Source organism: Actinoplanes campanulatus (assembly GCF_014647795.1).
Lineage (GTDB): Bacteria > Actinomycetota > Actinomycetes > Mycobacteriales > Micromonosporaceae > Actinoplanes > Actinoplanes campanulatus.
The window spans coordinates 250094-272322 of sequence record NZ_BMPW01000005.1 but is presented as its reverse complement, the minus strand read 5'-3'; the positions used below and the strand labels follow the sequence as shown (position 1 = coordinate 272322).

Genomic DNA, 22229 nt, shown 5'->3' with positions numbered 1-22229 from the left:
CTGTATGCCGCAATCCCGGGGGGTTTGAGCTGAACCTTGGCCACATGCCGCGGCCCACAGGGGCAAGTGTGGAGGGATGATCGGCGGCCATATCGGCCGGATCGGCCTACTCCCTTACGGACCGCCTGATCGTTGTCCCATGGCGTACCGTCGATATCGGTGGCCGGTGTCTTGCGGCCCGGCCGCCACCCCCTGACCGCAAGCAGGGATGTGACGCCGTGACCGAGTTTGCTGGGGAGCTTCGCCGACTCCGCGACCAGCGCGGGCTGTCCTACCGGCAGCTCGCCGCGCTCTCGACCGTGAGTTCCAGCCAGATCAGCGACCTGGAGAAGGGCCAGCGGCGTCCCACTCGGGAGATCGCCGCCGCCCTTGACCGGGCACTCGACGCCCGCGGCCGGCTCGTCGCGAGGCTACGCACTCCGGCGCCCGATGACGTCGAGGGCGAGTTCGAGGCGCTGGAGCTGGCGCAGCGGGCCGCCGCCTCCGACGTCTCCGATACCATCCTGGACCGGCTCGACGGGAGCGCCGACCGGATGGCGATGTCGTACGCCACCACCCCACCCGCCGAGCTGCTCCCGAAGGTGCGCCGCCACCTGCGCTACATCGACCAACTGGTCGCCGGCCGGATGACCCTGCAACAACACCGGCGCCTCCTGGTCGCCGGCGGTTGGCTGTCGCTGCTACGCGCCACACTGCACATCGACCTACAGCAACGGGCCGCGGCCGCCGCGCACCTGAGTACGGCGGCTGCTCTCGCAGCCCAGGCGGAGTATCCCGAGATCGCTGCCTGGTGCCTGGAGACACAGTCCTGGGACCATTTGACCCGCGGCGACTACCGACGTGCGGTGAAGCTGTCCCGGCACGCACAGGCGATCGCCCCGGCCGGCGGGTCGGCAATCGTGCAGGCGACCGCCCAGGAGGGCCGGGCGTGGGCGCGGCTCGGCGACCACGGCGCGATGCGCGACGCGCTGGGCCGGGTCGAGTGGATGGCCGAGCACCGGCCCACGCCGGAGCATCCGGAGCACCACTACCAGTACGACCCGGGAAAGATGCACGCCTACACGGCCACGACCCTCTCGTGGGCTGGCGACCCGGCCGCCGAGCGGGTGGCTCGGGAGGTACTCGCTGAGCTGGAAGCGGAGGGTGCGCGGCCGCGGCGGATCGCGTCGGCCCGACTCGATCTCGGCCTGGCTCTGCTGTCCGGCCCGCAAGGCCGCCCGGACGAGGCTGCCGCGGAGGCGCGGGCGGCGATCGAGTCGGGGCGAATCGTGCCGTCGAACTGGTGGCGTGTCGATGAGTTGGTGGCCGGCGTGGTGGAGTCGGGGGCGCCTGACGGTCGTGAGCTGAGCGAGCGGGCCGAGGCAGCCCGGCCGGGCGCCGTCGACTGACCTGTCCGCAGGGCTGCGGACGTCGCCTCCTGACCTGCTGACACACGAAACCCTCTTACCGGACCAGCATTCCGCCACTCTCGGCACAAGGCCGTGACCTGCCGGTGGGTTGTCCCCTGCGGTGGCGCCACGGTCGGACGGCGGCGAGCGCGCGGGCCCGTTGGATGAACTTTCGCGCACGCCGCCCCCGACACTGCAAGAGGGGATCGACGAGATGGCCGTCAAGATCGTGCGACACCTGCTGTGGAGACGCCGGGTCGCTGCCGCGCACGCGTGGCGGGATGCCGAGCGTGCCGAGTACGAGCGGGCGGTCGGCCGGATCATCGAGCAGCTGCCGACCGGATCCGGCACTTCGGCGACCGCGGTCATGAGGTGGTGGGAGGTGCCCGGCACTGACCAGTCGACTGTTCCAGATGTAACAGTCGAGCCGGAGCGCGAGCCGTCGATCATGCGTGAGCTGCTGACGGGCATGCTGCCGGCCGAAGAGGTTGACCGCCTGGAGATCACACCGGGTCAGTGGTACCTGCCCGGTATTCCTCCGTGAGCCTGCCCTTGCCGGGGGCGGGGAGGGCGGCGCGTCGTGGTGAGCGAGACCCGGGCCACGACCGCCGCCTTCGCCCGAACTACGTGTCAGGGCTGCGCACGTCGATCACGATCTCAGCCTTGCAGCAGCTGCCCGCAACGCTGCACCATGTGACCGTCTCCATGATCATAATTGGTACGCCGTGCGAGCCGCCCGCGACGAAAACCGGATCAGTCGGATCCGCAGATGACGTCGTCGAGAAGGCGCATGGTGCGCCGGTGAACGCCGAGGGCGGCCTCCTCGCCGGCCAGTTGCGAGTTCAGGGCGAGCACCGCGACCCGGTCACCGTCGGCGGTGACGCCGTTGACGGTGCTGACGCCGGGGACATCGCCGCCGTGACCCCAGAACCCGCCGCACCGGTTCGGGATGTACATGATGCCCAGCCCGTACCGTCCTCCGGGAATGAAGTCCTGGTAGGTGGTGGCGAGTACGGTCTCGTGCATCTGGGCCATCTGTCGTGGCTTGAGCAGCCGACCGTCCTGGAGCGCCTGCCAGAATTTCGCCACGTCCGACGGCGTGCTCACGATGGCGCCGGCGGCGCTCGCCGCGCTCGGGTTCCACTGCGTGACCTCGGACAGCGCCCCGCCCGGCTGCCACTGTTGGTAGGCCTTGGCGTGCGGCCTCGGCAGCGTCGACCGGTCGCCCGGCGCCGACGTCTCGGACAGGCCGAGCGGGCGCAGGATCCGCGACCGGACCTCGGACTCCCACGGCCGCCCGGTGACCTTCTCGATCACCATCCCGGCGAGGATGTAGTTGGTGTTGGAGTAGTCCCAGCTCGTGCCCGGCGCGAAACCCGGCTCGTGCTTCATGGCGAGAGCGACCAGATCGGCGTCCTCCCAATGGTCGAACCGGTGCTCCCGGAAGCCCTCCTCGGTGAAGAGGCCCGACATGTCGCGGGTGTAGTTGTAGAGGCCGCTGGTGTGCTGCAACAGCTGCCGGACGGTGATCCGGCGGCCGTCGTTGCCGTTGCCGGCGACCACACCCGGCAGCCACCGGTCGACCGTGTCGTCCAGCGACAGCCGGCCCTCGCCGACCAGCTGCAACACGACCACGGAGACGTACGTCTTGGTGTTGCTGCCGATCCGGAACCAGCCGTCCATCGGCACCGGTGTGCCGCGCTCGAGGTCGCCGAACCCGGCGCGCGCCCGGCTGACCACCCCGTCGACCCGGGTGAATCCCTGCACCCCGGTGATGCCCAGCTCGTGCAGATCGTCGACGGCGGCCGGCAACGGGCCGGGCCGGGTGGCGGCCGAGACCGGTGCCGCGGCGACCCCGACGGCGATCGCGGTCAGAGCGGCGGCCGCGCCGAATCGACGCAGGTGTACGCGCATGTTCAAGCCCTCCATACGGATGCGGGAAATGCTGCCCACCGACCGTATGAAGGTTCATGAATCATTCCCATCCGGCTAGCTCCCGGACAAAGGTGGTGCTGACCCCACCCGGTTACCCTTACCTGGATGAGCAACTGGGCCGATCACGCCATCTGGTGGCACGTCTATCCGCTCGGCTTCACCGGCGGACTGCACCGGGGTCCCGGCCACCGGTTCGGTCACCTCATCGACTGGCTGGACTACGCCGTCGAGATGGGCGTCAACGGTCTGCAACTCGGGCCGGTCTTCGCCTCCGGGACGCACGGCTACGACACCGTCGACCATTTCCGCATCGACCCGCGCCTCGGTGACGACGCCGACTTCGACGAGCTGATCGCCGCCGCCGGGTCGCGCGGTGTGCGGGTGATGCTCGACGGTGTCTTCAACCATGTCGGCCGCGGCTTTTCGGCACCCCGTCACTGGTTCCGGCACACCGGCCCGGGACCGGACGACGTCGAGGTGTTCGAGGGCCACGACGCGCTGGTCGCCCTCGACCACGACGAACCCGAGGTCCTCGACCACGTGGTCCGGGTCATGAACCATTGGCTCGACCGTGGTGTCTCCGGCTGGCGGCTGGACGCCGCCTACGCGGTGCCGCCACGATTCTGGCGGGCCGCCGTCGACCGGGTGCGTTCCCGTCATCCGGAGGCCTGGTTCACCGGCGAGCTGATCCACGGCGACTACCCGGCCTATCTGCGCGAGAGCGGCCTCGACTCGATCACCCAGTACGAGCTGTGGAAGGCGATCTGGAGCAGCCTCAACGACCGCAACCTGTTCGAGCTGGTCTGGGCCCTGGAACGGCACGGCGAGATACTGGAGGCGGGGCTGCCGCTCACGTTCGTCGGCAACCACGACGTCACCCGCATCGCCAGCCGGCTCGACGACGTACGCCATCTCGGTCATGCCCTGGCCGTGCTGTTCACCACGGGCGGCGCGCCGAGCATCTACTACGGCGACGAGCAGGCCTACCGCGGTGTGAAGCAGGATCGTGCCGGTGGCGACGACGACGTCCGCCCACTCTTTCCGGCCAAACCCGAGGACCTTTCGGCGTACGGGTGGCCGACCTACCGTCTGCACCAGCGGCTCATCGGGCTGCGCCGTCGCCATCCGTGGCTCACGCATGCCCGTACCAAGTCCCTGTCTTTGACCAACACGGCCGCCGCCCTGGTCTCCACCGCACCCGGAAACCGCCTGATCACCCTGCTCAACGTGGGTGACACCGAGACGACGTTCGACATCGACGTGGCCGGACTGCGGGTGCTGGAGGGTGACGGCGCCACGCCGGGGACCGTCCCCGCGCACGCCTGGCAGATTCTGGGCTGAGATTTCTCGGGGGAGGACGTCAAGACGACGTTGGCGGCTCCGACTACCGGGCGAAACCGAACCCGAAGAGGAGAACGACGATGCGTTTCCTGATCAGCCTGCACATCAACCCGGCCGTGCTGGACGCCCTGACCGACGAGGAGAAGGCGGCCATCGGCGATGGCCACGGAAAGTTCATCGAGGAGATCAAGGCGTCCGGCGAGCTGATCACCACGCTCGCCCTCGCCGACCCCTCCCGGTCCGCGGTCGTTTCGGTACGGGGTGAGGCGCCCGTCGTCACCGACGGCCCGTACGTGGAGGCGAAGGAGTTCCTCGGCGGCTTCTACCTGGTCGACTGCGAGGACCGGGAGCGCGCCCTCGCCCTGGCCGCGAAGATCCCGGACGCCGCCATCGAGGGCCTCGGTGTCGAGGTGCGCCAGGTGATGTTCGCCGACGGCAACCTCGACGCGTGACCGAACCGGCCATCGAGGACCTGTTGCGCGAGTTCGCGCCACAGGTCCTCGGCGCGCTGGTCCGCCGGCACGGCCGTTTCGAGGACTGCGAGGACGCCGTGCAGGAGGCCGTCCTCGCCGCGACCGTGCAGTGGCCGGCAGAGGGCGTGCCGGCGAGCCCGCGGGCCTGGCTGACCACTGTCGCGTCCCGGCGGCTCGTCGACCAGGTGCGCAGCGAACAGGCCCGCCGTGTCCGGGAGGTGGCCGTCTCCGCCGAGACGCCACCGGAAGTGCCGGACACCGACGACACGCTGTTGCTGCTGTTCCTGTGCTGCCATCCGGCGCTGACCCCGGCGTCGCAGACCGCACTGACTCTGCGGGCGGTGGGTGGCCTGACGACGGCCGAGATCGCCCGCGCGTTCCTGGTGCCGGAGGTGACCATGGCGGCCCGGATCAGCCGGGCCAAGCAGCGGATCCGGCAGGCCGGAAGCTCGTTCCCGCCGCCGGACGGCCCCGATCGCCTCGGGGTCGTCCTGCACGTCCTCTACCTGATCTTCAACGAGGGCTACACGGCGTCGTCCGGTGACCGCCTGCATCGCGCCGACCTGGCCCGGGAGGCGATCCGCCTGACCCGGCTGGTGCACGCCCGGCTGCCCGACGACAGCGAGGTGACCGGCCTGCTGGCGTTGATGCTGCTCACCGACGCGCGCCGGGACACCCGTACCACCTCGTCGGGCGACCTGGTCCCCCTCGACGAACAGGACCGCACCTGCTGGCACCGGCCCCAGATCGGCGAGGGCATGACCCTGGCGAAGGCGTCGCTGGCCGGGCCGGCGCTCGGCCCGTACCAGTTGCAGGCGGCGATCGCGGCCACCCACGCCGACGCGCCCACCGCGGCGGAAACCGACTGGCGCCAGATCCACGCCCTCTACCTGATCCTGGAGCGGATCGCCCCGAACCCGATGGTCACCCTGAATCGCGCCATTGCCCTGGCCGAGATCGACGGCCCCGCCGCCGGCCTGACCCTGCTGGCCACCCTGGACGCCGACGACCGCATGGCCGGCCACCATCGCCTCCTGTCGGTCCGGGCCCACCTGCTGGAACGCTCCGGCGACCGGACCGCCGCCCACGACTGCTATCGCCGGGCCGCGAAGGCCACCGCCAGCCTCGCCGAACAGCGTCACCTGGAGTCCCGGGCCCGCCGCCTCCGTCAGGCGGGGCCGGCGTAGAGGGCCGGGACCCGGTCGTCGATGCCGGTGAAGCGGGTCATGAGGCTCCTCGAAACAGTGGGCAGATTGTTCAGTGATCCGGGCTCCGAACTACGGGGTCTGGGCAGGTTGCCCGTCTTCGGATGGACTTGTTGCGCAGCTCACGGCCCTTGAGCAGGCTGCCTCTCAACAGCAGCCCGCGGAGAAGGGAGCAGGATGTCTGTCAACGACACGCTGACCGATGAGGAGAAGCTCGCCGAGCTGGACCTCGCCACTCTCAAGCAGCTGGTGGGGCTCGTCGAGTACGACTCCGCCGGCGACCCCTTCCCGGTCACCGGGTGGGACGCGATCGTGTGGGCGGTCGGCAACGCCACCCAGACGGCGCACTTCTTCCAGTCCGCGTTCGGCATGGAGCTGATCGCGTACTCGGGGCCGGAGACCGGCAACCGTGACCACATGGCGTACGTGCTCAAGAGCGGCGCCATCAAGTTCGTCATCAAGGGCGGTGTGGACCCGGACAGCGAGGTCATCGCCCACCACGCCCGTCACGGTGACGGCATCGCCGACATCGCGCTGACCGTGCCGGACGTGGACAAGTGCGTCGAGCACGCCCGCGCCCAGGGCGCCACCGTCCTGGAGGAGCCGCACGACGTCTCCGACGAGTTCGGCACCGTGCGGATCGCGGCCATCGCGGCGTACGGCGAGACCCGGCACACCCTGGTGAACCGGACGCACTACACCGGCCCGTACCTCCCGGGTTTCGTGGCCCGGACCTCGGCGCACCGCAAGCGTCCCGGCGCGCCGAAGCGGATTTTCCAGGCGCTGGACCACATCGTCGGTAACGTCGAGCTCGGTGCGATGGACGAGTGGGTGGACTTCTACAACCGGGTCATGGGCTTCACCAACATGGCCGAGTTCATCGGCGACGACATCGCCACCGACTACTCGGCGCTGATGAGCAAGGTGGTGGCGTCCGGCAACCACCGGGTCAAGTTCCCGCTCAACGAGCCGGCGGTCGGCAAGAAGAAGTCGCAGATCGACGAGTACCTGGAGTTCTACCGCGGCCCGGGCGCGCAGCACCTGGCGCTGGCCACCAACGACATCCTCCAGGCGGTCGACGCACTGGTCGAGGAGGGTGTCGAGTTCCTGGCGACGCCGGACTCCTACTACGAGGACCCGGAGCTGCGCGAGCGTATCGGCAATGTCCGGGTCCCGATCGAGGAGCTGCAGAAGCGCGGCATTCTGGTAGACCGGGACGAGGACGGCTATCTGCTGCAGATCTTCACGAAGCCGATCGGCGACCGGCCCACCGTCTTCTTCGAGCTGATCGAACGGCACGGGTCGCTCGGGTTCGGCAAGGGCAACTTCAAGGCGCTGTTCGAGGCGATCGAGCGCGAGCAGGCCAAGCGCGGCAACTTCTGACCTGATCGGGAGGGTCCCATGGCGCACTACCAGAGGGCGGGCGACGTCCCGGCCAAACGGCACACCCAGCACCGCGACGGCGACGGCAGGCTCTACTACGAGGAGCTGATGGGGGAGGAGGGCTTCTCCTCCGACTCGTCGCTGCTGTATCACCGGCACGTTCCGTCGGCGGTGATCGGCGCCCGCCTCTGGCAGTTGCCCGACCAGTCGACCGAGCCGAACCAGCCGCTGCTGCCGCGGCACCTCAAACTGCACGAGCTGTTCGACGGCGAGGAGTGGAAGTCCTGTGACGCGGTCCGGGACCGGCGTCTGGTTCTCGCCAACGCCGACGTCCGGATCGGGTACGTGGTGGCCGGCGCCGCCTCCCCGCTGTACCGCAACGCGACCGGCGACGAGTGCGTCTACGTCGAGGCGGGCGCGGGCGTCGTGGAGACGATCTTCGGGGACCTGACCGTCGGGGCCGGCGACTACGTGATCATCCCGCGGGCGACCACCCACCGGTGGGTGCCGTCCGGCGACGTTCCGCTGCGGCTGTACGCGATCGAGGCGAACAGCCACATCGCGCCGCCGAAGCGCTACCTGTCCCGGTACGGGCAGTTCCTCGAACATTCGCCGTATTGTGAACGCGATCTGCGTACCCCCGACGCTCCTCATGTCGTCGAGGGGGAGAACGTCGAGGTCTACATCAAGCATCGCGGCGACGGGCCGGGTGGGCTGGCCGGAACCGTGCACGTGCTGCCGCACCACCCGTTCGACGTGGTCGGCTGGGACGGCTGCCTTTATCCGTACGCGTTCAACGTCAACGACTTCGAGCCGATCACCGGCCGTGTCCACCAGCCGCCGCCGGTGCATCAGGTCTTCGAGGGCAACAACTTCGTGATCTGCAACTTCGTGCCGCGGAAGGTCGACTACCACCCGCTCGCGGTGCCGGTTCCCTACTACCACTCGAACGTCGACTCGGACGAGGTCATGTTCTACGTGGGCGGCGACTACGAGGCCCGCAAGGGTTCCGGCATCAACATCGGCTCGGTGTCGCTGCACCCGGGCGGCCACTCGCACGGCCCGCAGCCGGCCGCCATCGAGGCCAGCCTCGGCGCCGAGCGGTTCGACGAACTGGCGGTCATGGTCGACACGTTCCGGCCACTGGGCCTGGGCGAGGCGGGGCGTCTCTGCGACGACGGTGTCTACGCCTGGACCTGGGCGAAGAACCGATGAACCCGCTGTTCACCGGCCTGTTCGACGACGCCGCGATCTTCCCGCCGGGCAATCTGCCGATGGCCGACGCCGTTCGGGCCCATCGGGAGCGGGCGGAATCCCGGTGGGCGCCGCTTCTCGGCCCGTTCATCTGCTCGCTGGCCCGCTGGGACGAACTGGTCGCCGCCACGGCCGGCGGGCCGCCCCTGCGGGTGTCGCTCGTCGTCCCCGACATCGCGGCTGACCTGCCCGAACACCCCTCGGTGGAGATCGTCGCGGTGGAGGGCCCGGCCGCGTCCGCGTCCGGCGGCACGCTGACCGCGTACCACGAGATCGGCTGCGACGAGATCACCGCGACGCGCGTCGCGGCCCTGCGTGACGCCGGCCTGCGATTGAAGATCAGGACCGGAGGGGTACGCGCGGACGCGTTCCCCAGCGAGGCACGGTTGGCCGGTGCCCTGTGGGCGGCGGTGCGCGGCGGTCTCGCGTTCAAACTGACCGCCGGCCTGCACGATCCGATCAGGCACCGGGATCCGGCCACCGGGTTCGAGCATCACGGCTACCTCAACGTCATCCTGGCGACCGCCCGTGCCCTGCAGGGTTACGACATCGAGCGGGCGCTGGCCGACCAGGACGGCGAACGGGTCGCGTCCGCCGTCGCCGGGATCGACGAGGTCCTGGTCAAGGCGGTCCGGCACCACTTCGTCAGTTTCGGTACGTGCAGCATCAGCGAGCCGGTCGACGGCCTGCTGCGTTTCGGTCTACTGGAGGCTGTGGTTTGACTCAGAACCATGCGTTGACCTGGCTCGACATTCCGGCCGGCCACTCGTTCGGCGTCGACACCCTGCCGTACGGGGTGTTCCACACCGCGGCCGACCCGCATCCGCGCGTGGGCGTCGCGGTCGGTGACCAGATCATCGACCTGCCGGCGGCCTGCCGCCGTCTCGCCCCGGAACTGGCCGGCGCGGTGGCCGGGCCGTCGCTGGACACACTGCTCGCGGCGGCCCCGCGGGTGTGGGCGACGCTGCGCGGCGCGCTGACCACCTGGCTGTCCGACGAGGTGTACCGGGACCTGCTCGGCGGCCACCTGATTCCGGCCACCGACGCGATCATGCACCTGCCGTTCACCGTCGCCGACTACGTCGACTTCTACGCCTCCGAGCAGCACGCCACCAACCTGGGCAGGATGTTCCGGCCCGGGCAGGACCCGCTCACCCCGAACTGGAAGCACCTGCCGATCGGCTACCACGGCCGGGCCGGGACCGTGGTGCTGTCCGGGACCGAGGTGGTCCGCCCCAGCGGCCAGCGCCGCAGCCCGGACGGCGAGATCACTTTCGGTCCGTCGCAACGGTTGGACATCGAGGCCGAGCTGGGGTACGTGGTCGGCCGCCCCTCCACGCTGGGCCGTCCCGTCGCTCTGGAGGCGTTCGAGGAGCACGTGTTCGGCGTGTGCCTGGTCAACGACTGGTCCGCCCGCGACATCCAGGCCTGGGAGTACGTTCCGCTCGGCCCGTTCCTCGGCAAGTCGTTCGCCACCTCGATCTCGCCGTGGATCGTGCCGCTGGCCGCCCTGGAACACGCCCGGGTCGCGCCGCCGGCCCGGACCGTGCCGCTGCTGCCCTACCTCGACGACGAGAAGACCCCGCAGTGGGGCCTGGACATCCGCCTGGAGGTGCGGCTCAACGGCCACGTCGTGGCCCGGCCGTCGTTCGCGGGCATGTACTGGACCGGCGCGCAGATGCTGGCCCACCTCACCGCCAACGGCGCCTCGCTGCGCACCGGAGACCTGTACGCCTCCGGCACGATCAGCGGCGGCGAGCCCGGCTCCCTGATCGAACTGTCCTGGAACGGTCAGGAGCCGCTCACGCTGCCGGACGGCTCGGTCCGCACGTTCCTGGCGGACGGCGACGAGGTCGAGATCACCGCGACGGCTCCCGGCCCGGCCGGCACTCCGATCGGCCTCGGCGCGGTCCGCGGCCTGATCACGGCGGCCGCCCCGATCTAGCCGGGGCGGCCTGCGGATCGCGGGCGACAAGACGGCGGACGGCCGGATCGTCCTCGCCGGTCGTCGTCTCCTTCCGTCGCGAACTTGTCGGATCACGGCCACTCCGGATTCCTCGATAGGCCGTGCATATTTCTGTATTGAGCTACATGATTGTTAAATAAGCATTCTCCGTGCTGTTTGACATCGCTAAACCTCGATGTCTAGGGTTGCCCTGCGCATGCGCGGCTCACATCACGGGGAGATCGGCAGCGACGCCGGAACCCCTTCCTGTGCCATCGAAACCAGCACAAGGGGGAATCCTTGCAGCGGTTAAGAGGGATCATCGTGGCCGTCCTGCTCGGCTCCGGGGCGGCGCTTGCCGCTCCGACGGGGCCGGCCGCGGCGGCGCCCACATCGGAACCGAAACTCGAACGGCTCAGCGCCAGGGCCGAGCCCGCCCAGGTGGCCACTCGCAGCGCGCGGTGGACCAAGGCACGGATCGACGAGGCGATCGAGACCGCCAAGCCGATCCAGTACTCGCCGGCCCTACCGACGACGCAGAAACGCACCAAGGACTTCACTGCCCCGGCCCGCACGATCGCGCCGCCCGCCGCCGCGCCCCGCTCGGCGACGACGGCCGCCCTGCCGGCCCCGGCCACGCACGGCCGGATGTACGCCATCACCGCGGACGACTCCGTCCTGGGCTGGTGCTCGGCATCGGTCATCAACAGCGGTCAACGCAACCTGATCATGACCGCGGCGCACTGTCTGCACTCCGGCGAGGGCGGCGACTGGGCGTTCGTGGACGCCTTCTTCGTCCCGCAGCTCTACGGCGACTCCCAGCCGTACGGCGTCTTCTGGGCCAGTAGCTGGACCATCTGGTCACCGTGGTCGGACGACTCCGACGACGACTACGACTACGGGTTCGTCAACCTCTACGCCAACGACCGGGGCAACGTGGCCGACGTGGTCGGCGCCAACGGGCTGCGGGTCAACAACGGCTACGACAACACGGTCGTCGTCTGGGGCTACCCGGCCGACGACGGCTACCCGGGTGACGTCCCCTACTACTGCGACAGGGTCACCACCTACGACGGCAGCTGGTGGGACTCGTACGTCTACGTCGGCTGCATTCTGACCGGCGGCGCGAGCGGCGGGCCATGGCTGGAGGATTACAATTACTCCAATTCTTTGGGCTATGTCATCGGTTTGACATCACGCGCCGGTGTTGATTTCGATTACTCGCTGAGCCCCTATTTCGACGACGACGTGGCTGATCTTTACCACGAAGTGGACTGAGGAGCGGAAATGACGGATGACGGCCACCACGGCAGGCACACGCTGCGGGCGGTGGCCGTCATCGCCGTCGTCGCGGTGGTCGTGATCCTTGTCGTCGTGGTCGCCACCTCACGCCGGAGACCGCCGCACCCGCTGCCGTCACCCCGCCCACCGGCGCCCTCCGCGTCACCGATCGTCCGGACCACCACGGACCCGGGCAGCTCCGTCCGCCTGAGCGTGCGGATCGTCGCCGAGCAGGGCTGGATCCGGTTGCACTCCACAGTGATCGCCATCCCACCCGGCCGCGAGTACCGCATCGTCGTCCGGACCACCGGCGGCACCGAGGTGACCGCCGGGGCCTGGATCGGATCGAACACGCACACGCTGGAGGGCGTCACGGTCGACGGCACCGCGGCGGTCCCGGCGGCCGAGGTGGCGTCGGTCGCGGTGACCGACGCCGACGGCCGCCGCTACGCCACGGTCTCCTTCACCTGAGCCTTTCTCAGACCGATTTCTGGTACGCGCGGAACGTGCGCGTCGACAGCAGCAGCATCGCGACCGCCGCCGCCAGCAACCATCCGCCCCGGATCAGCACGGTTCCCCATTCCGGATCGGCGCTCATCGCGGCCCGCGCCGCGTCGAGCGCCCAGTTCACCGGATTGGCCGCCGCCACCGTCCGCATCCACTCCGGCATCAGCGTCTCGGCCATGAACGCCGACGACAGGAAGGTGAGCGGCAACAGCAGCATCGAGTTGATCCCGATGATCGTCTCGCGTTGCCGGGCCAGCATGCCGATCGTGTTGGAAAGCGCGCTGAAAATCGTTCCGAGAAGGATCGCCGCCACGGTCAGAACCGTCAGCCCGGCCGGCCCGCCCGGGTATTCGGCGCCCGCGACCAGCCCGAGCAGAATGATCGCCACCACCTGCACGGTGGTGCTCAGCGCCTGCTCGACGACCGCCGCGTTCATGATCGCGCTGCGCGCCACCGGGGTGGTGAGCAGCCGGTTCATGGTGCCGCGCTCGATCTCCTCGAGCATGCCCATGCCGGCCCACATGTTCGACGACACAGCGGTCATCACGACCACGCCGGGGATCAGGTAATCCAGATAGGAGGCCGCCCCGAAACCGGGCAGCTCGACCACCCGCCGGAACAGATTGCCGAACAGGAACAACCAGATCGCCGGCTGCACCAGCAGAATCAGCACGAATGCCGGCTGCTTCACCAGCACTTTCAGGCGCCGATTGGTCATCCAGAAGGTGTGCGAAACAAAGGTCGTCATGCCGCGAACCGCCTTCCCGCGTGACGCAGATAGACGTCGTCCAGGGAGGGCCGGGCGACGGTGACGGTCGCGACGCCCACTCCGGCGGATTCGAGAGCGGCCAATGCGGCCGGAACGGCAGCCGCGCCGTCATCGGCCCGCGCGCTCAGCAGCCGGCCGTCGAAGGAGACCTCCCGCAAGCGGGTGACGGTCCCGATCGCCTGCCGCGCCTGCGGCTCATCGGCGGCTTTCTCCAATTCCAGGTGTACGGCGTCCCCGCGCAATTCGCCTTTCAGTTCCGTCGGTGTCCCCTCGGCCACGATCCGCCCGCCGTCGACGATGGCGAGCCGGGCGGCCAGCCGGTCGGCCTCGTCGAGATAGTGGGTGGTCAGCAGGATCGCCATCGACTCCTCGGTGGCGAGCCGGCCGATCTCCGCCCACATCGCGCCCCGCACCTCGGGGTCGAGCCCGGTCGTCGGCTCGTCCAGGAACAGCACCTCGGGCCGGTGCACCAGGGCCATCGCGACGTCGAGGCGCCGCTGCATGCCACCCGACCAGCCGCGCACGGCCCGTCCGGCCGCGCCGGTGAGGTCGAAGCGTTCCAGCAGCTCGCCGACGCGCGTGTGGAGCGCGCGTCCCCGTACCCCGAAAAGTCTGCCCTGAAGGGTGAGATTGTCGCGGCCGGAAGCCATCGGGTCGAGGCCGGACCGCTGCGCGACCACGCCGATGGCGCGCCGCACCCGGTCGGGGTGGCGCAGCACGTCGTGGCCGGCGACGGTGGCAGTGCCGGAATCCGGCCGGGCCAGCGTCGTCAAGATCTTGACGGTGGTGGACTTGCCGGCGCCGTTCGGGCCGAGTAGCCCGAAGACCTCGCCGGCGCGGACGGTCAGCGAGAGCCCGTCGAGGGCCCGGACGCCGCCGGGATAGGACTTGCCGAGATCACATGCCGTGACGGCATCTGTCATGGGTGACTCCATGTGCGGACGGCCGCGGTCCCGGTCCCGGCTATCCTCGATGCTGCGACACGCCTCGGATGCGCCGGCCCGTTCCCGCGGATCGGTGTGTGGGGGTGGCGGTTTCCGGACCGGGTGTTCCCGCACCCGGTCCGGAAACCGCCGTTCATCCCGGTTCTCGCCTACGGCGGCTCCGGAAAACCCGGCGCCTACGGCGGCTCCGGGAAACTCGTGAAGTCCGGCGTCTCACCGGTCTCGTGGAAGTGCCGCCACAGGTCGAGGCCGCCGAGCGTGCCGTCGCGCAGCTCCTTGAGGAGCCGCTCGATCCAGGCCGCCTCGGCCTCGCGCATCGCGAGCTGGAACTCGCCCTCGACCAGGAACACGCGGGGCACCTCGTGGGCGGCGCCGCGCAGGTCGGAGCGCTGCGAGTCGTTCGCCACGGTGAGCACGCTCAGCCGCTGCTCCAGCAGCTCGATCACCTCGTCGGGCGGCAGGACGCCGATCACCGACAGTGCCGTCTGGAGGCGGGGGAACTCGCGGGCCGGGTGGCCGACCAGCTCCCGAAGCCAGTCCTTCATCTCCTCGCGGCCGGCGTCGGTGAGCCGGTAGACGGTGCGCTCCGGGCGGCGGCCGGCCCGGACGGTCTCGGCCGCCTCGATGAAGCCGTGTTTCTCCAGGTTCTGCACCACGGTGTAGAGCGAACCCCACTGGATCTTGAGGTCCTGGTCCTTGTTGCGGGCGCGCAGGTGGGCGGCGATCTCGTACGGATGCAGGGGCGTCATCGAGAGCGTGGCCATGATGTGCAGCCCGAGCAGGTTGCCCACCTTCCGCCGCTGCGCCATCCCCGCTCCCTCGCCGTCGTAATACTCGGATACGAGTATTACTCATCCGAGTGCGGATGCAAAACCCGGGAGATCGCTGTGACAGCCGTGTGACCGCCCAGGTCGTAGGCTGGCGGCGAACGGCGGAGGTGGCGTGGTGAGAGTCCTGGTGGTCGAGGATCAGATCCGCCTCGCCGACTCGGTGGCCCGGGTGCTGCGGCGCGAGGGCATGGCCGTCGACGTCGCCTACGACGGGACGGTCGCTCTGAAACACGCCGCCGAGACCGACTACGACGTCGTCGTCCTCGACCGGGACCTGCCCGGCGTGCACGGTGACGAGGTGTGCGGCGAGCTGATGCGCGAACCGCAGCGCACCCGGGTGCTCATGCTGACGGCGGCCGGGACGCTCGCCGACCGGGTGCTCGGCCTCACCATGGGCGCCGACGACTATCTGCCCAAACCTTTCGCGTACGCCGAACTCGTCGCCCGGATCCGCGCCCTGGGCCGCCGCACTCAGCCCGCCGTGCCGCCCACGCTGGCGCACGGTGACCTGACGCTGGATCCGGCGCGGCGGGTCGCGACCCGGGCCGGGCAGCGGCTGCCGCTCAACCCCAAGGAACTGGCCGTCCTGGAATACCTGCTCACCGCGCGGGGCCGGGTGGTGTCCGCCGAGGAGCTGCTGGAACGGGTGTGGGACGAGGCCGCCGACCCGTTCACCACGACGGTCAAGGCCACCATGAACCGGCTGCGCGCCAAACTGGGCGAGCCACCCGTCATCGAGACCGTGCCCCGTGCCGGTTACCGGATCTGAGAAAAGGGGACCCTGGTGGGCTTGACGGTCCGGTTGCGGCTCACCCTGCTGTACGGCCTGCTCTTCCTGTTCTCCGGCGCGCTGCTGCTGACGATCACGTACGTCCTGGTCGCCTACAATCGGGGCGCCTCCTCGCTGTCGGTCGAGAGGTCGGCGGACGGTCGCGAAATCGTCACCGCCGTCGTGCTGGGCGACACCGCGCCGCCGGACTCCGACCTGCCCGCGGACATGCGCCAGGTGGTCGCGGCCGCCCGCGAGCAGGTCAGCATGGAGAAGGCCGAGGTCATGCACACGCTCGTCGTGCAGGGCTGTGTGGCGCTCGGCGTCATGTCGGTCATCTCGATCGGCCTGGGCTGGATGGTTGCCGGCCGGCTGCTGCGCCCGTTGCAGACCATGACCGGCACCATCCAGCGCATCTCGGCGCACAACGTGCATGAGCGCCTGGACGCTCCGGGCCCGCGTGACGAGCTGAAGAACCTCGCCGACACGGTCGACGGCCTGCTCGGGCGGCTGGAGTCGGCCCTCGACTCGCACCGGCGGTTCGTCGCCAACGCGGCACACGAGCTGCGAACCCCGCTGACGCTGGAACACGCCCTGCTGGAGGAGGCCGTCATCGACCCGGACGCGACGGCCGACACGTTCCGGGAGCGGTTCAAGGAGGTGATGGCGGTCAGTGAACAGCGGGCCCGCCTGCTCGAATCGCTGCTGGTGCTGGCGACGAGCGAACGCGGCCTGGACCGCCACGACGGCATCGACCTGTCCGGGCCGGCCGGCGACGTGGCGCGAGCCTTCGCCCGGCGTCACGACCTCACCGTGGCGGCCGACCTGGCACCGGCCCGCCTCACCGGCGATCCGGTGCTGATCGAACGGCTTCTGGCCAATCTGGTCGACAACGCGATCAGCTACAACGTCCCGGACGGGCGGGTCGACGTGACGACCGGCACCGAGGACGGCCGCGGCTTCCTGACGGTGACCAACACCGGGCCGCCGGTCCCGCCGGAGCTGGTGGACCGGCTGCTCACCCCGTTCCAGCGGCTCGACCGGACCGCCGACGACGGCCACCACGGCCTGGGTCTGTCCATCGTGGCGGCCATCGCGGCCGCCCACTCCGCCGACCTTTCGGTGCGTGCCCGGCCCGATGGCGGGCTCGCCGTCACCATTCATTTCCCGCCGGAGGATGTGCCCGTCGTGTGACCGGCCGGTGCGTAGAAATCCCGGCATGACGAACACCAGAAAGGCCTGGACGGTCGCCGCGCTCCTGTGCGGATCACTGCTCTCCGGCTGCGGCGGAGCACTCGGCGGATCGGACGAGGACAAATTCCAGCAGGCGATGGACTACACCGAATGCCTGCGGGAGAACGGCATCCCGAACGCCCCCGACCCGGTGCGGGAGAACAACGGCATCGGCATGGATCTGCCGAAGGTCGACGACGCGGTGCTGAAGAAGGCGCAGGAGGCCTGCCGCGACAAGCAACCGCAGGGCGACGCCGAGGACGGCGACCCGGTCGATCCGGCGAAGGTCACCGCCTGGGCCACCTGCATGCGCGGCAAACTGCCGAAGTTCCCCGACCCCGAGGTCGAGGGCAACACCATCAAAATCATCCTCACCGGTACGGGCATCGAGCCCGACTCCTCGCCGTTCAAGGACGCCAGAGAAGCCTGCGACTCCCAGGACCCGGGCGGCAACACGCATTTCGAGGACCTGGACTGATGGCCCCGAAACGAACCCTGCTCGTGCTGCCGGCCCTGGGCGTCACCGTGATCGCGGTCGCCGCCGGCACCGGGATGCTCGGCGGCGCCGACGACCCGGGCGACGTGGCGCTCGCCGGGCCACCGGCCACCGCCACCGTCGAGAAACGCACCCTGACCCGCACCGAGAAGGTCGGCGGTGACCTCGGTTTCGGCGACACCACCGGCGTGCAGGCGCCCCTGACCGGCGGCGGCATGGTCACCTGGTTGCCCGGCGAGGGCGACGTCCTGAAACGTGGCGACACCGTCTACCGCCTCGACCAGCGGCGGGTCCCGCTGCTCTACGGCACGATCCCGCTCTTCCGCAGGCTTTCCGCCGGCAGCGAGGGCGCCGACGTCCGGCAGCTCGAACTCAACCTCCATGCCCTCGGCTACACCGGATTCACGGTCGACGCCGACTACACCTCGTCGACGGCGGCAGCGGTCCGCGACTGGCAGGAAGACCTGGGCCGCACCGAAACCGGCCGGGTCGAACCGGGCGACGCCGTGGTGTCATCGGGGGCACGTCGCGTCGCCGAGATCACCACGCAGACCGGCGCCGCCGCGTCCGGCGTGCTGCTGCGCTGGACCGGCACCACCCGTGTCGTCACCGTCGACCTCGACACCGACTACGCCGACCTGGTCAAGAACGGCACCACGGCGACCGTCGAACTGCCCGACGGCACCGGCGTCACCGCGCGGGTCACCGACATCGGCACACCCACCTCGCAGGAGAAGGGCGGCGCCACCCTGCCCGTCGAACTCGCCGTACCCGATCAGAAGCGGCTGGGTCGCTACCAGATAGCGACGGTGCAGGTGATTCTCGCCGCCGAGACCCGCAAGGACGTGTTCGCCGTACCGGTCACCGCTCTTGTCGCCCGGTCCGGTGGCGGCTACGCCGTGATGACCGGTGGCGAGTATCTGCCGGTCAAGACCGGGCTGTTCTCCGGCGGCTACGTGGAGATCTCCGGCGACGGCGTCACCGAGGGCCTCTCCGTGGGGGTGCCGGAATGACCACACCGGTAGTCGAGTTGTCCGGGGTCTCAAAACGGTACGGTGACGTGCTCGCCCTCGACGACGCCGACCTGCGCATCGACCGCGGGGAGCTGCTCGCCGTCGTCGGCCCGTCCGGCTCCGGAAAGTCGACCCTGCTGCACATCATGGGCACCCTCGACCGGCCCACCACCGGGACTCTGCACATCGACGGGTACGACGTCGGCGCGCTCAGCGACCGGGAGCTGTCGGTGCTGCGCGCCCGTACCATCGGCTTCGTCTTTCAGCAGTTTCACCTGGCCCGCGGGGTGCCGGCGATCGACATCGTCGCCGACGGGCTGCTCTACAGCGGCCGGCCGCGTGGCTTCCGGCGGCAGGCCGCCGAGCGGGCGCTGCACCGGGTCGGCCTCGGCCACCGGATGAGGCACCTGCCGCATCAACTGTCCGGTGGCGAGCAGCAGCGGGTCGCCATCGCCCGCGCCGTTCTCGGCGGTCCGCCGCTGCTGATGGCCGACGAGCCGACCGGCGCCCTCGACTCACAGTCCGGAGAGACCGTGATGGCGCTGCTGCGCGACCTGAACGACGCCGGCACCACGGTTGTGGTGATCACCCATGACCGCGACATCGCGGCCTCGCTGCCGCGACAGGTCCGGCTCAAAGACGGCAAGATCATTTCAGGGGTACGGGCATGAGCACAGTCATGAATTCCTGGCGGCGCCGACGCACGGCGGAGGTGGCGGCATGAGCGCCCCGCCGTTGGTTCCGGCCAGAATGCCGGTCGCCGACGTGATCCGGGTCGGCGGGCACGGCCTGCGCTCACGTCCACTGCGGGTGTTCCTGTCCGCGCTCGGCATCGCGATCGGCATCGCCGCGATGGTCGGAGTCATGGGCATCTCCGCGTCCTCGACCCACGAACTGGACCGGCGCCTCGACTCGTTCGGCACCAACCTGCTGACCGTCACCGCGGAGGAGGAGTCCCACCTGCCGACCACGGCGGTCAGCATGATCGGCGCGCTGCCCGACGTCGACAGCGTGTCGGCCGTCGGGCGCACCGGCGTACGGGTCTACCGCAACGACCACATCCCCGCGGAGCGCACCGGCGGCATCGTGGTCTACGCGGCCCGGACCGACCTGCCCACGGTGGCCGGTGCCCGTACCGTCGCCGGGTCCTGGCTCACCGAGGCGCACACCGCCTATCCGGCCGTGGTGCTCGGCTGGACCGCCGCGAGATCCCTGGCCGTCTACGAGACCGGCCCGGACCAGCTGGTCTGGCTCGGCGGCCGATGGTTCACCGTGGTCGGCATCCTGGCCCCGAACGACCTGCTCACCGACCTCGACTACGGCGCCTTCGTCGGCTGGCCGGTGGCCGAACGCGAACTCGGCTTCGACGGCTACCCGACCACCGTCTACACCCGTCCACAGCAGAGCGCGGTCACCGCCGTACAGCCGCTGCTCGGCGCCGCCGCCAACCCGGAGAACCCCGGCGAGGCCACCGTCTCCCGCCCGTCCGAGGTGCTGAAAGCCCAGCTGGAGACCCGTCGTACGCTCAACGCCCTGCTGCTCGGCCTGGGCGCCGTGGCCCTGTTGGTCGGCGGTATCGGCGTGGCCAACACGATGGTCATCTCGGTCCTGGAACGGCGCTCCGAGATCGGCCTGCGCCGCTCCCTGGGCGCCACCCGGGGCCAGATTCGCACGCAGTTCCTGGCCGAGGCCCTGCTGCTGTCCCTGCTCGGCGGCGCCGGCGGCGTCGCCCTCGGCATCGGCATCACGGCCGCCTTCGCCGCCACCCAGGGCTGGGCCGCCGTGGTGCCCCCGTGGGCGATGGCCGGCGGCGTCGCCGCGACCCTGCTGATCGGCGGCCTGGCCGGCTTCTACCCGGCCGTGCGCGCCGCCCGCCTCCCACCCACCGAGGCCCTCGCCAACCCCTGAGGGGAACAAGCGTCCCTTCCCGTCCTGGCGGCGTGGTGACCGGCTCGCCGGCCTGCTGCTCGGCCAGATCGACAAGAAGTTCACGTCTGGTCGTCGCCCTCGTCGTGGTGACCTTTCCGGTCAGCCGTTTACCGGGCGACGTGGGCGGGTAGCCGATCTTTTCAGAATCGGGCGAAATCGTAAGGAGGCCACCCGATGCCTATGGCAAGTATCCCATCGAATCCGGACAAATATCCGCCCCTCGATCCGGGCGCGCCGATCCCCGACGACCCGGGCGAACTGTCTCCCGACAGCCCCGACCCGCTGCCCCCGCCGCCGCCCGATCCGGTTCCGGCCATACCGGTGCCCGACCAGCCCGTCCCGGACGAGCCCGAAGCGGTCCCGGAACCCGCCTGACCGCCCCGGCTCAGCGGGCCGCGGCCGACTCGAGGAAGCGGGTCACGGTGTCCGTCCAGGTCTGCCGGGCCTCGGCGGCGGATTCCGGGGAGGGCAGGCCCGTCTCGGTGGCCACCAGCGATGCCGTGCCGTTCGTTTTGGGCTCGCTGGTGACGACGATCGCCGTACCGTGCAGGGTCTTGACCCGCCAGGTGATCCGCCGCTCGGTGCCGCTCACCCGTGGCGGGGCGGCGAGCAGCCCGGCGGTGTGCGGGTCCGCCGCCGCGAACCCGGTCCACGCGTCCATCAGGGCGGCCATGCCGAGACGGGTGGACCGGCTCACGCTCACCTCGAACGTGCCGTCCGAGCGCTGGCCGGGCAGCCGACGGCCGATGTGCTGCTCGTACGCCACCGTCACCGACTGCGCCCACCAGCCGGGCGAGTCGATTCCGGTGGCGTCCAGCTCCTCGTGCACCCTGGCCGCGATGGCCCGGTGATCCAGGTCCGCCGCGCCGATGCCGGCCAGGAACGTCAGCCAGTCGTCCCAGCGGCGGCTCGTGGCGGTTTCGATCGGCTTGATCCGGGCGTTCGTCGCCATCTCGCCATGATGCCAGCCCGGACGGTCACTGGCAGTGGCGCTGCACCGGGGACAGCCACTCGGTCAGGTTCTGGCCCATCGTCTTGTCGACGTCCTCGGGCGTCTTGATGGCCTGGAAGAACTTGGCGTCACCCGACTTGGTGCGCAGCTGCTCGGCGGCCTTCTTCCCGTCGGTACGCAACTCGGCGTCCTCGCTGCCCTTCGTGGCGTCGTCGATCGCGGTGGCGAAGCTGGCCAGGGCCTGCTGGGCCTTGGCCACCGCCTTGGGGTCGGAGACCGATTCGGTGAGCGCCTTGGCGAACGGCGCCATGTTGGCCCCGTATGCTGCGGCGAGCGCCTGACAGCCGGTCGCGATGCCCGGGGCGACGACCGCCGCGCTGCCGGCTGGCGCGGCGGTGTCGGCGGCGGTGCCGCAGGCTGTCGCGGTGAGCAGGATCCCGCCGGCGAGCAGGATGATGGCGTTGCGCATGAAAACCTCCATGGGGATGGGGGAGTGGGAGCGCTCCCATGCCGCGAGCACCATAACGCCTCCATGCGAGGCTGTCGATTCCTTAAGGCGATCTTCAGGCAGGCCGCGGGTCG

At 70.1% G+C, this 22229-nt stretch carries 24 protein-coding genes; 18 read left to right on the top strand and 6 right to left on the bottom strand.

Going from position 1 to position 22229, the window contains the following annotated elements; genetic code table 11:
- Nucleotides 1–218 precede the first annotated feature (218 nt).
- Nucleotides 219–1388, top strand: a complete 1170-nt coding sequence (locus IEZ13_RS12065; RefSeq protein WP_183221282.1) for a helix-turn-helix domain-containing protein — start codon at nucleotides 219–221, stop codon at nucleotides 1386–1388.
- A gap of 121 nt (nucleotides 1389–1509) precedes the next feature.
- Nucleotides 1510–1932, top strand: coding sequence for a hypothetical protein (locus tag IEZ13_RS12060; RefSeq protein WP_183221280.1), 423 nt, complete (start codon nucleotides 1510–1512; stop codon nucleotides 1930–1932).
- A 209-nt stretch (nucleotides 1933–2141) separates the two neighbouring features.
- On the opposite strand, the gene IEZ13_RS12055 is transcribed toward IEZ13_RS12060, so the two are convergent.
- A complete protein-coding gene (locus IEZ13_RS12055; protein WP_183221278.1) occupies nucleotides 2142–3302 on the bottom strand; it encodes a serine hydrolase domain-containing protein in 1161 nt (386 codons plus the stop codon).
- 126 nt (nucleotides 3303–3428) lie between these two features.
- Between IEZ13_RS12055 and IEZ13_RS12050 the strand changes: the two genes are divergently transcribed.
- The 9 genes from IEZ13_RS12050 to IEZ13_RS12010 all read left to right on the top strand — a co-directional run bounded on the left by IEZ13_RS12050 (nucleotide 3429) and on the right by IEZ13_RS12010 (nucleotide 12676).
- Nucleotides 3429–4664 carry an alpha-amylase family glycosyl hydrolase gene (locus IEZ13_RS12050; RefSeq protein ID WP_183221275.1) on the top strand — a complete coding sequence of 412 codons (1236 nt, stop codon included), beginning with the start codon at nucleotides 3429–3431 and terminating at the stop codon, nucleotides 4662–4664.
- 80 nt (nucleotides 4665–4744) lie between these two features.
- Entirely contained in the window at nucleotides 4745–5116 is a 372-nt protein-coding gene (locus IEZ13_RS12045) for a YciI family protein (protein WP_183221273.1), read from the top strand.
- Entirely contained in the window at nucleotides 5113–6324 is a 1212-nt protein-coding gene (locus IEZ13_RS12040) for an RNA polymerase sigma factor (RefSeq protein WP_183221271.1), read from the top strand. The genes IEZ13_RS12045 and IEZ13_RS12040 overlap by 4 nt, the downstream gene beginning before the upstream one ends.
- A 195-nt stretch (nucleotides 6325–6519) precedes the next feature.
- On the top strand, nucleotides 6520–7725 hold the full coding sequence (gene hppD, locus IEZ13_RS12035) for a 4-hydroxyphenylpyruvate dioxygenase (protein ID WP_183221269.1): 1206 nt from the start codon (nucleotides 6520–6522) through the stop codon (nucleotides 7723–7725).
- Nucleotides 7726–7743: 18 nt separating this feature from the next.
- Nucleotides 7744–8940, top strand: a complete 1197-nt coding sequence (locus IEZ13_RS12030; RefSeq protein WP_183221267.1) for a homogentisate 1,2-dioxygenase — start codon at nucleotides 7744–7746, stop codon at nucleotides 8938–8940.
- Entirely contained in the window at nucleotides 8937–9701 is a 765-nt protein-coding gene (locus IEZ13_RS12025) for a hypothetical protein (RefSeq protein WP_183221265.1), read from the top strand. Before IEZ13_RS12030 ends, IEZ13_RS12025 begins: the two co-directional genes overlap by 4 nt.
- Nucleotides 9702–9715: 14 nt before the next feature.
- Nucleotides 9716–10924 (top strand): fumarylacetoacetase, encoded by a 1209-nt coding sequence (gene fahA / locus IEZ13_RS12020; protein WP_183221587.1) that lies wholly within the window; start codon nucleotides 9716–9718, stop codon nucleotides 10922–10924.
- Between the two features lie 300 nt (nucleotides 10925–11224).
- A complete protein-coding gene (locus tag IEZ13_RS12015) occupies nucleotides 11225–12202 on the top strand; it encodes a trypsin-like serine peptidase (RefSeq protein WP_183221263.1) in 978 nt (325 codons plus the stop codon).
- 9 nt (nucleotides 12203–12211) lie between these two features.
- Nucleotides 12212–12676, top strand: coding sequence for a hypothetical protein (locus tag IEZ13_RS12010; protein WP_183221261.1), 465 nt, complete (start codon nucleotides 12212–12214; stop codon nucleotides 12674–12676).
- A gap of 7 nt (nucleotides 12677–12683) precedes the next feature.
- Here the strand turns inward: IEZ13_RS12010 and IEZ13_RS12005 are convergent, their stop codons facing one another.
- The 3 genes from IEZ13_RS12005 to IEZ13_RS11995 all read right to left on the bottom strand — a co-directional run bounded on the left by IEZ13_RS12005 (nucleotide 12684) and on the right by IEZ13_RS11995 (nucleotide 15234).
- Nucleotides 12684–13460 (bottom strand): ABC transporter permease, encoded by a 777-nt coding sequence (locus IEZ13_RS12005; protein ID WP_183221259.1) that lies wholly within the window; start codon nucleotides 13458–13460, stop codon nucleotides 12684–12686.
- Entirely contained in the window at nucleotides 13457–14404 is a 948-nt protein-coding gene (locus IEZ13_RS12000; RefSeq protein WP_183221257.1) for an ABC transporter ATP-binding protein, read from the bottom strand. The genes IEZ13_RS12005 and IEZ13_RS12000 overlap by 4 nt, the downstream gene beginning before the upstream one ends.
- Nucleotides 14405–14601: 197 nt before the next feature.
- A complete protein-coding gene (locus IEZ13_RS11995) occupies nucleotides 14602–15234 on the bottom strand; it encodes a PadR family transcriptional regulator (RefSeq protein WP_183221256.1) in 633 nt (210 codons plus the stop codon).
- 136 nt (nucleotides 15235–15370) lie between these two features.
- Here IEZ13_RS11995 and IEZ13_RS11990 point away from each other — a divergent pair, with 136 nt between their 5' ends.
- The 7 genes from IEZ13_RS11990 (at nucleotide 15371) to IEZ13_RS11960 (ending at nucleotide 21070) form a co-directional block, all read left to right on the top strand.
- Entirely contained in the window at nucleotides 15371–16024 is a 654-nt protein-coding gene (locus IEZ13_RS11990; protein WP_183221254.1) for a response regulator transcription factor, read from the top strand.
- Nucleotides 16025–16039: 15 nt separating this feature from the next.
- Nucleotides 16040–17218, top strand: coding sequence for a sensor histidine kinase (locus IEZ13_RS11985; protein WP_229794636.1), 1179 nt, complete (start codon nucleotides 16040–16042; stop codon nucleotides 17216–17218).
- A 25-nt stretch (nucleotides 17219–17243) separates the two neighbouring features.
- A complete protein-coding gene (locus tag IEZ13_RS11980; protein ID WP_183221251.1) occupies nucleotides 17244–17735 on the top strand; it encodes a hypothetical protein in 492 nt (163 codons plus the stop codon).
- Nucleotides 17735–18766, top strand: coding sequence for a peptidoglycan-binding protein (locus IEZ13_RS11975; protein ID WP_183221249.1), 1032 nt, complete (start codon nucleotides 17735–17737; stop codon nucleotides 18764–18766). The genes IEZ13_RS11980 and IEZ13_RS11975 overlap by 1 nt, the downstream gene beginning before the upstream one ends.
- Nucleotides 18763–19437 (top strand): ABC transporter ATP-binding protein, encoded by a 675-nt coding sequence (locus tag IEZ13_RS11970; protein WP_183221247.1) that lies wholly within the window; start codon nucleotides 18763–18765, stop codon nucleotides 19435–19437. The genes IEZ13_RS11975 and IEZ13_RS11970 overlap by 4 nt, the downstream gene beginning before the upstream one ends.
- A 49-nt stretch (nucleotides 19438–19486) precedes the next feature.
- A complete protein-coding gene (locus IEZ13_RS11965; protein WP_203833781.1) occupies nucleotides 19487–20674 on the top strand; it encodes an ABC transporter permease in 1188 nt (395 codons plus the stop codon).
- 195 nt (nucleotides 20675–20869) lie between these two features.
- The gene (locus tag IEZ13_RS11960; protein WP_183221245.1) at nucleotides 20870–21070 is read left to right on the top strand and encodes a hypothetical protein; all 201 of its coding nucleotides are present in this window, start codon (nucleotides 20870–20872) and stop codon (nucleotides 21068–21070) included.
- Nucleotides 21071–21080: 10 nt separating this feature from the next.
- Here the strand turns inward: IEZ13_RS11960 and IEZ13_RS11955 are convergent, their stop codons facing one another.
- Both IEZ13_RS11955 and IEZ13_RS11950 read right to left on the bottom strand, forming a co-directional pair.
- Entirely contained in the window at nucleotides 21081–21647 is a 567-nt protein-coding gene (locus IEZ13_RS11955) for a hypothetical protein (protein WP_183221243.1), read from the bottom strand.
- 25 nt (nucleotides 21648–21672) lie between these two features.
- Nucleotides 21673–22116, bottom strand: a complete 444-nt coding sequence (locus IEZ13_RS11950) for a hypothetical protein (RefSeq protein WP_183221241.1) — start codon at nucleotides 22114–22116, stop codon at nucleotides 21673–21675.
- Nucleotides 22117–22229 lie beyond the last annotated feature (113 nt).

Coding starts and splice junctions, on each gene's coding strand:
- IEZ13_RS12055 (WP_183221278.1), bottom strand. CDS start 3,302: ATGCGCGTACACCTGCGTCGATTCGGCGCGGCCGCCGCTCTGACCGCG.
- IEZ13_RS12050 (WP_183221275.1), top strand. CDS start 3,429: ATGAGCAACTGGGCCGATCACGCCATCTGGTGGCACGTCTATCCGCTC.
- IEZ13_RS12045 (WP_183221273.1), top strand. CDS start 4,745: ATGCGTTTCCTGATCAGCCTGCACATCAACCCGGCCGTGCTGGACGCC.
- hppD (WP_183221269.1), top strand. CDS start 6,520: ATGTCTGTCAACGACACGCTGACCGATGAGGAGAAGCTCGCCGAGCTG.
- IEZ13_RS12030 (WP_183221267.1), top strand. CDS start 7,744: ATGGCGCACTACCAGAGGGCGGGCGACGTCCCGGCCAAACGGCACACC.
- IEZ13_RS12025 (WP_183221265.1), top strand. CDS start 8,937: ATGAACCCGCTGTTCACCGGCCTGTTCGACGACGCCGCGATCTTCCCG.
- IEZ13_RS12010 (WP_183221261.1), top strand. CDS start 12,212: ATGACGGATGACGGCCACCACGGCAGGCACACGCTGCGGGCGGTGGCC.
- IEZ13_RS12005 (WP_183221259.1), bottom strand. CDS start 13,460: ATGACGACCTTTGTTTCGCACACCTTCTGGATGACCAATCGGCGCCTG.
- IEZ13_RS12000 (WP_183221257.1), bottom strand. CDS start 14,404: ATGACAGATGCCGTCACGGCATGTGATCTCGGCAAGTCCTATCCCGGC.
- IEZ13_RS11995 (WP_183221256.1), bottom strand. CDS start 15,234: ATGGCGCAGCGGCGGAAGGTGGGCAACCTGCTCGGGCTGCACATCATG.
- IEZ13_RS11980 (WP_183221251.1), top strand. CDS start 17,244: ATGACGAACACCAGAAAGGCCTGGACGGTCGCCGCGCTCCTGTGCGGA.
- IEZ13_RS11975 (WP_183221249.1), top strand. CDS start 17,735: ATGGCCCCGAAACGAACCCTGCTCGTGCTGCCGGCCCTGGGCGTCACC.
- IEZ13_RS11970 (WP_183221247.1), top strand. CDS start 18,763: ATGACCACACCGGTAGTCGAGTTGTCCGGGGTCTCAAAACGGTACGGT.
- IEZ13_RS11965 (WP_203833781.1), top strand. CDS start 19,487: ATGAGCGCCCCGCCGTTGGTTCCGGCCAGAATGCCGGTCGCCGACGTG.
- IEZ13_RS11960 (WP_183221245.1), top strand. CDS start 20,870: ATGCCTATGGCAAGTATCCCATCGAATCCGGACAAATATCCGCCCCTC.
- IEZ13_RS11955 (WP_183221243.1), bottom strand. CDS start 21,647: ATGGCGACGAACGCCCGGATCAAGCCGATCGAAACCGCCACGAGCCGC.
- IEZ13_RS11950 (WP_183221241.1), bottom strand. CDS start 22,116: ATGCGCAACGCCATCATCCTGCTCGCCGGCGGGATCCTGCTCACCGCG.